Below are 12,260 nucleotides of genomic sequence, written 5' to 3' on the forward strand. Positions count from 1 at the left end.
CATTACCGATATGAGCACCGATAATTCAATAACGACCAAGCCATCTGAGCTTGAAAAAATCTCACCTAAGTCTCATGATATGGAGGTTAAAAATGTAGAATCACAAGACAGCACTATTACTACCTCAAGCAAAGATGAGGTGTTACATCGCCGTATGATTAATACATTTATGAAACGCCGTACTCATGTTAGTAAACATGCTGAACAAGCCTTAACCGATCCCGCTTATACTAAATATATTGTTAATACGACGGATGAAAGAGGACAAGGTATTGTCAGTGGTATTACAAGTTTACGTTCTTTATTTACCGATGCAAATCTAACGCCCAATGGTCCTGATGCTCCTTTGACATTCGAGATAGGCTTTGGCATGGGTGGGTCATTGATAGACATGGCAAAGGCTGATCCTAAGCGTAATTTTGTTGGGATAGAGGTACACGAGCCAGGTATCGGTAAATGTGCGTTTATGGCCAAAGAAGAAGGGCTTACTAACTTAAAAATCATCAATGGTGATGCCATTCAGCTAATGCAGCAGCTACCAGAAAATCATATTGATCGAATTCAGTTGTATTTTCCCGACCCATGGCAGAAAAAACGCCATTATAAGCGCCGGTTCGTTAGTCCTAAACGTATGGAGATAGTAACCCGCTGTTTGAAACAGGGAGGTTGGTTCCATACGGCAACTGATTGGGAGCATTATGCTTTTTGGATGTTAGACGTTCTAGATGATTTTGAAGGACTGACTAATACTGCTGGCAAGGGCAACTTTACACCGCGTCCTGATTTTCGGCCTAAAACTAAATTTGAACAAAGAGGTATTGAACGTGGTCACGGAGTTTGGGATTTAATATATATTAAAGATTGATCTATTATGGTTTGACTCTGACTTAAATAGATAGATAAATAAACCACAAAATGACCTCACTTATGTATTAGCTTATTAATCAGATTAACAATTAATAAAAGGATGTGAAACCTTTAAAAATTAAGATTTTATAGTTCAGTAACTTTAAAAAATTTTAATGAATATAATTTTTATACTTTATGAATGTTAGAAAATTATACGCGCATAGCTAACAATTATAAGGGGTTCAAAAGTTTTCCCCATTAACTGTGGATAACTTTGTGGATAACCGAGGCATTGACAAGTTTAAACCTACGGTATGAGGTAGATTGAACTAGATTGTATAAAATTTAAACAAAAAAAATATATAATAAAATCAATAATTTATAAACATATAATATTAATTATTAATTTTTTAAAATTAATTTTATTCTTTTATTAATCTATAAATTAAGTTTCACAGTGGCGTGAATATTATTTTGTTACTTGTGGATAAATGTATTTTACATTACTATTTAATTGTGATTTATAGACATATACAGAGGCGCTTTGCTTTAATTATCAAACTATTAGGAAGACTGATATTTAAAATATATACCCTATTAAGCAAGTATAATTTCTATATAGATCAATAATAATATTGACTTGCCGCTCACCCTTAAAACATCTTTCACATATAGAGGTTATAATGAAGTTACGCATCCTAAGTATAGGCTCAAAAATGCCCAAATGGGTTTATACAGGTTTTGATGAATACCATAAGCGTATACAACCGATGCTAACGACTGAGATATTAGACTTATCGCCTGCTAAACGCTCTAACAAACCGTCAGAAGTGAATCTAATTCAATACCGAGAGCAAGAAGGGTCAACAATTTTATCTGCCCATGCTTCTAATAAACGTGAAAAGCTATGGGTACTAGATGTTAAAGGCAAAATGATATCTACAGAACAGTTGGCTGCTAAACTAGACGATGCAATGCAGTTTGGGGATGATATTGCTATAGTCATAGGCGGTGCAGATGGGGTATCTCCTGAAGTTTTAGCCGCTGCAGATTTCAAATGGTCTCTATCAGCACTCACCCTACCTCATCCTTTAGTGCGAGTAGTTTTAATGGAGCAGCTTTATAGGGCCATGAGCATTAATAATAATCACCCTTATCATCGAGGTAATTAAGGTATGACCCTTATTGATATTCTACTGATTGTTGCTAATCTACTACTAATCTAATAATTGATAAGCTATAAATGACTGGCAAACATAGCCATTATAATTTCATATCGGGTTTAACACTTTTACTAATGTTAAACCCTATGTCATTAATATATTCTAGACGCCATTCTATTGATTCGAGCATCACATTCTATATTAGTTTTTAACTTTTAAAATGAACAAAATGAGTGTGTATTCGTGTATTAAGATTAATTAGGTTTATCGCGTGGTTCATCCTGCCTTTTTTAAATCCATAACTTTCAATATATAACCTTTTTCAACTTATAATTGTAGTTGCTAGCTATTAAAAGACGACTTAGGCAATCATCTTAGACATTACTAACGTAGGCTAAGCGAGTCTAAAGTCTTAATTATTTATAGCTATACTGGTCTTAACTTTATCGTACAACGGTGATCATAATGTTCTCTTTTTTAACCGAGTTAGACCCCATTCTTCTGGCTCGCATACAATTCGCCTATGTTGTCTCTTTTCATATTGTATTTCCAGCATTTAGCATCGGCTTGGCTTGTTGGTTGGCCGTACTCGAATTTCGGTGGCTGAAAACTGGAGATGCTATCTATGCTGAAGTGTATAAACATTGGTCAAAAATATTTGCTGTTGTGTTTGGTATGGGTGTGGTTTCCGGCATAGTCATGTCCTATCAGTTTGGGACTAACTGGGCTGTATTTTCAGACAGAACTGGTAACGTACTCGGGCCACTGCTTGCCTATGAAGTTCTGACTGCCTTTTTCTTAGAAGCCTCCTTCTTGGGAATCATGCTATTCGGATGGGGACGTGTTAGTAAAAGAATGCACTTTGTAGCTACAGCCATTGTTGCAATAGGCACGTTGATTTCTGGTTTTTGGATTTTGTCAGCGAATAGCTTCATGCAAACGCCTCAAGGGTTTTCTATAGGGGCGGACGGGCTGTTATATCCTGAAAGTTGGATGGAAATTATTTTTAACCCCTCTTTTCCGTATCGTTATGCACACATGATGACAGCAGCCTTTTTAACCACCGCTTTTGTAGTCGGTGGCATCGGCGCCTACTATCTACAGTCTAAAAAACACGCTGATCACCGCCCGCACGGTAAGGTTATGCTGGGCATGGCAATGATTATGGCGACGCTTATTGCGCCTTTGCAGGTGTTTATTGGAGATGAACATGGCTTAAACACCTTAGAGCATCAACCAGCAAAAGTAGCGGCAATGGAGGGTATTTGGGAAGATGAGCGAGGCGCTGCTTTGCGTCTTTTTGCGATTCCTAATCAAGACACCCAAAGTAACGACTATGAGCTATCAATTCCATATGTGTCTGGACTCATCTTAACTCACTCATTGGATGGTGAAGTAAAAGGCTTGAAGAACTGGGCGCCTGAAGATCAACCTCCAGTGCTCATCGTTTTTTGGGCGTTTCGTATCATGGTCGGTATTGGCTTATTGATGGTTGCGGTGGGGCTGATGAGCGCATACAACTATTTTAAAAAGCGGCATTTTGATAGAGATAATAAAGTATTTCATTACGCTTGGATGGCAATGACGCCATTAGGATTTATCGCATTGTTAGCTGGATGGTTTGTCACCGAAACCGGAAGACAGCCGTATACTGTTTATGGTGTATTGCGGACAGCGGACAGCGCATCACCCCTTATTAGCTCGCAAATTGCGACCAGTTTGGCAGGATTCATTATCGTGTATACTTTCATTTTTGGTTCAGCGACGATATATATTTTGCGTTTAATTGCATTAGGCCCACAACCTTTTGAAGATGTCGATGATGATAATTTCTTCGAACACTCAATCACAGAAGGTCAGGGTCGCACTTTAAGTGGCGATAGCAACCCAGAAGAACATACTAAAGAAGGTAAAGACCTCTCATCGCCCGCTGATGATAATGAAAAGGGATTACGCTAATGATGAATTTTGGTGATGTACTCGATTTACCACTCATTTGGGGCGGGCTTATCGCACTGGCGGTATTTGTTTATGTGTTACTTGATGGGTTTGATTTGGGCTGCGGCATCCTATTTCCCTTTGCAGGATCAGACAAAAACCGCAGTCGAATAATGAACTCCATAGCCCCTTTTTGGGATGGCAATGAAACCTGGTTGGTATTGGGCGGTGGCGGCTTGTTTGCTGCGTTTCCAGTCGCATATGGTATTATAATGACAGGACTGTATCTACCCGTTATCTTTATGCTATTCGGGTTAATCTTGCGCGGTGTTGCCTTTGAGTTTCGTTTTAAAGCCAAACAACGACGATATATCTGGGACTTTTGTTTTCATATTGGCTCTGTTCTAGCTGCGTTTATGCAAGGCGTCATGTTAGCTGCGCTGATACAAGGTTTAGAAGTTAAATACCGTTTATTTGCAGGTGGACAATTTGATTGGTTAACGCCTTTTGCCTTTGTTTGTGGTATTGCGATTATCATCGGTTACGCCTTATTAGGCGCAACATGGATGATTATAAAATCTGAAGATAAGCTACAAACATGGGCGCGTAAAGTCGCGTATTGGCTGCTTATTGCTCTACTTGTTGCGATGGGTGTGGTAACCGTGTCCATGTTCTTCTTAAATGTTGAAGCAACTTCGCATTGGTTTAAATTCCCAACGTTATTGTACCTTGCGCCGATGCCGCTGATTGCCATTGCGCTGTTTTTTGTTATGCGTAAAGACCTAAAGGGTGAGCGTGAATACCGTCCATTTCTATTGACGATTTTATTATTTCTGATGGGCTATATAGGTGTTTGTTCCGCAGTATTCCCTTATATCGTACCGTATGAGATGACGATGCATGAAGCGGCCGCTGCCGACACTTCACTGTCCTTTATGTTGATTGGTGCAGCTATTATGCTACCCATTATTTTGAGCTATACCGCTTATGGCTATTATGTCTTTAAAGGTAAGAGCTCGCATGAACACATGTATTAACAGGGCTTGTGTATGAAACGTATTAAAGAAAATTCTGAGGAGAGGTATTCCGCCTCTAATCCTAAACCCATTAAAGGACTGTCTAAAAAACAGTCCCAGTGGGTTTGGTTTGTGGGTCTTTATCTAACTGGATTGCTAACTGTTTTATTAATCGCTAAGCTAATAAAATGGGGTATGGGGATTTAAGGTTTATATACATATAAATAAATTATAGATCTTTAGTCGTTATTATTTATATAGTGGTTTAATTCAATGATTTAAAATCCAAGCTTGCAAATAAAGTTTTAAAGAGCTAATAGTAAACACTATTTCTAACTACTGATTCTAACTAAAGATATAGTTTCTTTATCAACTTCTTCTACGGGCGCTTTATAGTCTTGGCAATAAAGCATGTAAAGATTAAGTTACTCAAATATTGTTTAAACCAAAAATACTTCTACAAAATAATTTTCACATAAATACTCAGTAGACTCATAATTTAATAAACCCTACTCAAAACAGCCATTAATTAATTAATTTAAATATTAAATCTAATATATCTCAAACTGTAACTGACCAACATAAAAAGACTTTGACAACCTTTAAGATAATACCCTATTTAAAATGCTTTATCTTGACCCCATATTTTCTAGAAGACCAATTCTAATGCACATACTACTAATTCAAACCTAAAGACGAATCGTAGAGCGTTGGCTCGTGCAGAGTCGTCTAAAAGCACTTTTCCTAATACAGTACTATCTCATAATTATGATAGATCAATATCTATGTCTAGTAAAAAGAGAAAGACAATAAGAAAAAATTATATAGCATTAAGCAATCTAACGAAGGTTGTGCCGCTTGATGCTAGTGATGTGTTGGCGCCGCATAGTCCTGCCAGCATGTTACCCAGTTTATTTATATCTCACGGTGCGCCGTCATTCGCCCTAGATAGAAATACCAACACTAATGCTTTAGCACGAACCGGGCACAACTTACCTAAACCCAATGCTATCATTATCATGTCCGCACACTGGGTTAGCCGCTCTTTAGAAATATCAAGTAACCCTATGCCACCTACTTGGCATGACTTTTCAGGTTTTGATAATGCTTTATATGATCTTGAATATCCAGCCAAAGGTAATCCCAAACTTGCTGAATCTTTATCTCATCAACTAAACGATATGGGGATTTTAAATAGTTTAAATCCATTGCGTCCTTTAGATCATGGCGTTTGGGCACCGCTCATGCATCTTTATCCTTTAGCGGACATTCCAATCGTGCAAGTCTCATTGCCGCAGCATTATGACGCTTATGCTTGCTATCAATTAGGAAGTCTATTCTCATTATTAAGGCATCAGCAAATAATGATTATAGGTTCTGGTAGTATCACTCACAATTTAAAACGACTAAAATGGGATGCGTCTAGCGAAGACTTAGCCGCTAAAAATTTTAGGACGTGGCTTTTATCTCAACTCAAAACTGACATACCTAAAGCCTTAGAATGGCAAAATTTTGATAACATAACTGCAATCCATCCAAGCTCTGAGCATTTGTTACCTTTGTTTTTTGCCTTAGGGTGTGGTCAGCGAATGTCTGTCATCCATGAAAGTATGGCACACCATAGTTTAGGCATGGACATATATCGGTTTGACTAAGTCAATAATATAACGCTTTTGTATAGCAATGTCCGTATAATTCTACGGCTGTAAAATCCTATAACTATGGAATCTTAATAAAGCGTTCTACGATTTAAGGAGTAGTAAATCAGCGTTACCCCCTACTCTTTTTTACAACTTTAACTTTATAACATTGTATGATGTTCAGGACCCTAAATATGACGAATCTCGATACTTCTGCATCTCACACTAACAATCCTAGCGACCCATCACTATTAGATGCCTCACAAAATGCAGTGGTACTACTCTCTGGGGGATTAGACTCTGTGACTTGCCTGTATTGGGCGAAAGATAGATATGCTAAAGTGACTGCGGTGAGCTTTAATTATGGTCAACGTCATAATAGTGAGCTCGTTGCCGCTAAAGACATAGCCAAACAAGCAAAAGTTGATCATAAAATAATTGATATCGATATCGCTCAGCTAGGTGGCTCATCGCTTACTGATTATGAGTTAAGCGTACCCGATGGTGATGCTGACAAATTTCTAACCCATAATGATACGATTGATAATCAAGCCATTCCTAACACTTATGTGCCGGCGCGTAATACGATATTTTTGTCATATGCATTGGCTGTGGCGGAAGTTACCAACGCCAATCACATCGTCATTGGCGTAAGTTCAGTTGACTACTCAGGTTACCCTGACTGTCGACCAGAATATATCAATGCCTTTGAGACCATGGCAAATCTAGCCACTAAAGCAGGTGTAACAGGTCATAAACTGCATATTCAAACACCTCTACAGAAACTGTCTAAAGCGGAAACGATTGAACTGGGACATTCATTAGGCGTCGAATATGAACAAACTATTTCATGCTATAAAGCTGATGCACAAGGTAGGGCTTGCGGCGTTTGTGACAGTTGCACGCTTAGAAAAAGAGGGTTTGCTGATGCAGGACTACCGGACCCCACTCGCTATGCCGCTGTATAAGAAGGCTGCTATATATACAGGCTGTTTTAAATTAGTAGCGTTTAAGTTAGTACCGATTCAATTAGTAGCATTTAAACTAGTAACTTTAAAACAGTATCGTTTATAACCGTAGCGTTATTCAAATGGCACTCTATGTACGTTGTAACTAATAAGAAACATAACTTTGCAACCTTATATCAAATATAGTTATTATTTAATCGGTTGAATTGTTAAGGTTGTTACTCTATTTTAGTCTCACATATTTACTTTTCTCTTATGCAGCTAGTAGTAAATGAAACATACAGGATATAAATTATGACATTGTTTAATAAAAAGTTAGCTTCTCTTATTGTTTTAGGTTCTGTGATAGGAGCGCCTGCTCATGCGCTAGATATTAAACAAGATCAAATAGATAAGTGCGTAAGTGGCGTGCAAGAATACAAGATTGCAGATCGTTCTACTGCGATGAAGTTGTGTGAATGTCAGGTTAATGTAAGAGCAAATATGACACTTGGACAAATATGGGAAATTGAAAGCTATGCGCAGAGTGGCAAAAATCCTGCTACCCTCCCTTATGCCGCTACCATGCAACAAGAGCTTCAACAATGTACGACGGGGCTGACATTAAACCCACCTCAAAAACCGCAATAAGAATTAAATGGTTTTCATTTAACGGCAGCTTAAGTAGTTTTATCATATAAGCGATTGATCAAATGCATATTTAGTTAAACATGCTCTTGGACATAAGGTTTTGACTCTTGTATTGCTATGTAGATTGACAGTTGACTATCCTATACATTTTACTATCACATATTTGGTGTTATCACTAATATAGATACTTGAATTCACTTAAGTATTACGAAAGGAGACTGGCAACCGCCAGTCTTTTTTTATAGGATTATTTGCATGCTTGCAGTTAACTAAATTTTTTTTTGGCTCATAAAATTTAAAATCAAATGATTAAAATTGTATTACAAACCTTATTTTAATCTATAAATTCGTTTTAGTTGTCTTTAAGCCTTTGACTATTTTATATAAAGGCTACGTGCATAATGACTACTTGCTTAATAACTAGTTGCTTAATAACTAGTTGCTTTATCACTATTTTTTAGAGACTACTGCTATTATCACAAGGGAAATAATTATGGCAAAACCTACTGACGAAAACATTACTTTACCAGACTTTAGTATGCCCATGGTGCAAAGAATAAATGACGAGATGATTGAAAGTGAAATCAATTTAAAAGATTTAGTTGAAAACAATAAAAATGGTCTCATTCTCTATTTTTACCCCAGAGACAATACCCCTGGTTGTACTACGCAAGCAGTAGATTTTACCGATAAGCTTCAAGACTTTGATAAACTTGGGTATGACATTATTGGGGTATCTAGAGACAGTATTGAATCGCACAAAAAGTTTATTGAGAAAAAAGAATTACAAATACCTCTTTTAAGTGATTCTGATGAAAAGCTTTGCAAGCACTTTGATGTTATTAAAGAAAAAAATATGTATGGTAAAAAAACTTTAGGATTAGTGCGCTCCACCTTTGTATTTAATAAGGAAGGTAAGCTAACCCATGCACAGCGTAATCTTCGCGCTAAAGAGTATGCCGATAGATTAATTGAAACGTTATCTTAGACTGTAAATTTTAAACTAAATCAACGTTATACATTTTAAATAGATTAGGAAAATTATAAGAATGTCACAAACTATTGAAGACTCAAAAAATATACGTCATGTAGATGCTGCTGTCATTGGCGCAGGAACAGCGGGACACAATGCTTATCGACAAATAAGTAAAGCCACCGATAATGCAGTTATTATCAATGAAGGGATTTGGTCGACTACCTGTACAACCATGGGCTGTATGCCTAGTAAACTGCTTATCGCTGCAGCAGAACGGGCTCATCATGCCAATCATTCGAGTGAGTTTGGGGTGGAAGCAGAAGCGCGCATTAATGGTAAACAGGTCATGCACCGCGTTCAATCAGAACGGGACCGTTTTGCCGGGTTTGCGCTAGATAATGTGGAAAAATGGGATGAGAACAACAAAATTTATGGCCGTGCTGTTTTTAATGACGCAGGTTTAATCGAAGCCCATACTGCCACGGGTGAGGTACAATTAATTAAAGCAGATCATATTGTTATTGCTACCGGTTCAAATCCGTTTGTGCCAGATGGCTGGAAAGAGTCTCTTGGCGAGACGCTTATCACCTCAGATACAATTTTTGAATTACCTGACTTACCAAAATCAATGGCGGTCATTGGTGCAGGCGCTATTGGTCTTGAGCTGGCTCAAGCCATGAATCGCTTAGGTGTGGATGTGGTCATGTTTAATAAATCAGTACGAGTGGGCGGCCTAAGAGATGAGTCAGTCAATCAAAAAGCCATTGATTGCTTTTCAAAAGACCTTGATATGCACCTAGGCTCAAGTATTGACGGTATTTTTTGTGATAAGTCCTCTAACCCACCCATAGCAACTATTAACTATACGGATTATAATGGTAACGCCAAAACCTGGCAGGGAGAGAAGGTGTTGGTTGCAACAGGTAGACGCAACTCACTGCATACGCTTGGGCTTGAACATGTCGGCGTAAAGCTTGATGATAAAAACAAACCTCAGAATTTAGATAAGACAACGGGACAAATAAAAGACTCTAATATCTATATCGTTGGGGATGCCAATGCCTACATGCCTATTTTGCATGTATCAAGTAATGAAGGTTACTTAGCGGGTAAAGAGATTGCTCTTAAAATCAGCGGTAAAGCAGATAAATTAAGCGTTAGTGAAGCAATCGCTAAAAATCCTGATTGCGAAGAAGACAGTGACTTTTTAACAGACATTACCCCAGAGAAATCTAAAACTGCAGCGACTGCTATGACGGTCACTTTTAGTTCTCCGCAGATTATGAATATTGGTAAGTCTATTAAAGATATTAAAGATGATAACTTAACTTATGTGATTGGTGAAGTCAGCTTCGATAATCAAGGTCGCAGCCGGATTATGGGTGTGAACTGTGGATTACTACGCATCTATGCATGCCCTGAAACCAGTCTAGTATTAGGTGCTTCTATGGTTGGACCCGATGCTGAATATATGGCTCACATATTAGCCACGGCGGTAACAAATGAGGTGACTATTGATGGTTTGCTTGCCAGTCCTTTTTATCATCCTACAATACTCGAAGGATTAAGAACCGCGCTTCGTGATACTATCGGTAAAATTCGCAAGTACGAGTCTTAAATTCCATAAATCTTTAGTATGATAGTTTTAACTTAGTATAAATAAAAAACACTCCGAATTATTATTATTTGGAGTGTTTTTTTATATAAGTGAGTACACTTTCCCCTTAAAGTGTCCCAAGCTTTATCTAAATTTCAACTCTATCTAAATATATTGTATATTAGAGTTACTTAAACATACAATTTAGCACTTTTATCTTTTTCGACGGAACCTCCAATGGCTGAAAATGTTGGCTCAAAGATCGGCGCATTTTTTCAAGATATATTGCAAGATTTATATTCAAGCTTTTATATAGCTATCGGAGGCGACTTAGAAGGAGAGTCGCGCGACTGGGCTGGACATGGTGTTGAGTTAATTAGTACCCTTATTAAAGTATTCATTCTACTTGCACTATTAGGCGGCATATATTGGCTATTAATATACGTACTTAAACACAGCCGTGAGCGTTTTAAACTTTCGGAAAAACGCTTGAATATAGCGCGCTCGGCTTTACGCTATATTTGGGTCGTCAGTTGTGTGATAGCTATCATGAGTCAGACAGCTATTGAGCATGAAACAATAACTGCAACGGCTAAAGCCAGTATTTGGGCGGGTATTTATTACATACTGTGGACTTCATCCGATCATGTTATAAATAGAGTATTAAATCATTACGGACTAAATGCCTCGATTGAGCAGTTATTAAAAAACATTTTTTCCGTACTTATTATCGTTCTGGGTTTGGCCAGCGTCATGGCGCAATTTGGATTCGATATTGTCTCTATTGTAGCCGGTCTTGGTATTGTTGGTTTAGCAGTTGGTTTTGCAGCTCAGTCCACTTTAGCAAACTTTATAGCGGGCATTACTATTTTGCTTGAACAGTCTTTTCAAGTAGGTGACTGGGTAAGTATAGGTGACATCGAAGGCCGTGTTATTCTCATTTCGCTCAGAACGACACGCATTTTAACTCGTGATAACATCACGGTTATCGTCCCAAATGATACGGTTGCCTCCTCTCAAGTAGTCAACATCACTTCTAAAAACTTTATCCGTTTTGATATTAGAGCTCGAATAGCTCTTGAAGCCGACATTCAAAAAGCGCGTGACGTTATATTAAACGTTATGGAAGATAATGAAGACATACTAAAACGACCAGAACCTTCAGCGACTGTTGACCATATTAGTGATTTTGGCACTGTATTTATTGTTCGTTTTTGGGTGACGCCTGCGACAGTAGCACGGATTCCTAAATTAAAAGAATCTTTGCATGAATGTATCAAAACCAGTTTGCAACAAGCAAATATAAGTATTCCATACCCTCATATGCGTATACTCATGCCTAAGGATGTTTCCTATCCCATCGAAACCAAACCATTCGAGGTCACCACACATTTAAGTCAAGACAAAGACTCTTAAGACGTGTAGAGACACTACTAAATATGATAAAATCACACCTATTATCCTCTTAAAGACTATTCTACTT

At 37.9% G+C, this 12,260-nt stretch carries 11 protein-coding genes; all 11 read left to right on the top strand.

Features of this window, described 5'->3' with window-relative positions; all coding sequences use genetic code 11:
• Positions 1-79 precede the first annotated feature (79 nt).
• Positions 80-865 carry a tRNA (guanosine(46)-N7)-methyltransferase TrmB gene (gene trmB / locus AC21OH_RS07265; protein ID WP_487370230.1) on the top strand — a complete coding sequence of 262 codons (786 nt, stop codon included), beginning with the start codon at positions 80-82 and terminating at the stop codon, positions 863-865.
• A gap of 667 nt (positions 866-1,532) precedes the next feature.
• The gene (gene rlmH / locus AC21OH_RS07270) at positions 1,533-2,021 is read left to right on the top strand and encodes a 23S rRNA (pseudouridine(1915)-N(3))-methyltransferase RlmH (protein ID WP_487371641.1); all 489 of its coding nucleotides are present in this window, start codon (positions 1,533-1,535) and stop codon (positions 2,019-2,021) included.
• Positions 2,022-2,477: 456 nt separating this feature from the next.
• Entirely contained in the window at positions 2,478-3,971 is a 1,494-nt protein-coding gene (locus tag AC21OH_RS07275) for a cytochrome ubiquinol oxidase subunit I (RefSeq protein WP_487371642.1), read from the top strand.
• Positions 3,971-4,987, top strand: a complete 1,017-nt coding sequence (gene cydB, locus AC21OH_RS07280; RefSeq protein WP_487371643.1) for a cytochrome d ubiquinol oxidase subunit II — start codon at positions 3,971-3,973, stop codon at positions 4,985-4,987. The genes AC21OH_RS07275 and cydB overlap by 1 nt, the downstream gene beginning before the upstream one ends.
• 12 nt (positions 4,988-4,999) lie before the next feature.
• Positions 5,000-5,173 (top strand): hypothetical protein, encoded by a 174-nt coding sequence (locus AC21OH_RS07285; RefSeq protein WP_487371644.1) that lies wholly within the window; start codon positions 5,000-5,002, stop codon positions 5,171-5,173.
• A gap of 692 nt (positions 5,174-5,865) precedes the next feature.
• Positions 5,866-6,621: a DODA-type extradiol aromatic ring-opening family dioxygenase gene (locus tag AC21OH_RS07290; protein WP_487370876.1), complete on the top strand. Its 756-nt coding sequence runs from the start codon at positions 5,866-5,868 to the stop codon at positions 6,619-6,621.
• 179 nt (positions 6,622-6,800) lie between these two features.
• A complete protein-coding gene (gene queC / locus AC21OH_RS07295) occupies positions 6,801-7,574 on the top strand; it encodes a 7-cyano-7-deazaguanine synthase QueC (RefSeq protein ID WP_487370843.1) in 774 nt (257 codons plus the stop codon).
• 294 nt (positions 7,575-7,868) lie between these two features.
• Positions 7,869-8,204 carry a hypothetical protein gene (locus AC21OH_RS07300; protein ID WP_487370844.1) on the top strand — a complete coding sequence of 112 codons (336 nt, stop codon included), beginning with the start codon at positions 7,869-7,871 and terminating at the stop codon, positions 8,202-8,204.
• Between the two features lie 493 nt (positions 8,205-8,697).
• Positions 8,698-9,192, top strand: coding sequence for a peroxiredoxin (locus AC21OH_RS07305; protein ID WP_487370845.1), 495 nt, complete (start codon positions 8,698-8,700; stop codon positions 9,190-9,192).
• A 61-nt stretch (positions 9,193-9,253) separates the two neighbouring features.
• A complete protein-coding gene (locus tag AC21OH_RS07310) occupies positions 9,254-10,798 on the top strand; it encodes a dihydrolipoyl dehydrogenase (protein WP_487370846.1) in 1,545 nt (514 codons plus the stop codon).
• A 216-nt stretch (positions 10,799-11,014) separates the two neighbouring features.
• Positions 11,015-12,193 (top strand): mechanosensitive ion channel family protein, encoded by a 1,179-nt coding sequence (locus AC21OH_RS07315; protein WP_487370847.1) that lies wholly within the window; start codon positions 11,015-11,017, stop codon positions 12,191-12,193.
• The last annotated feature ends 67 nt before the right edge of the window (positions 12,194-12,260 follow it).

The organism is Psychrobacter sp. CX10, assembly GCF_057621575.2.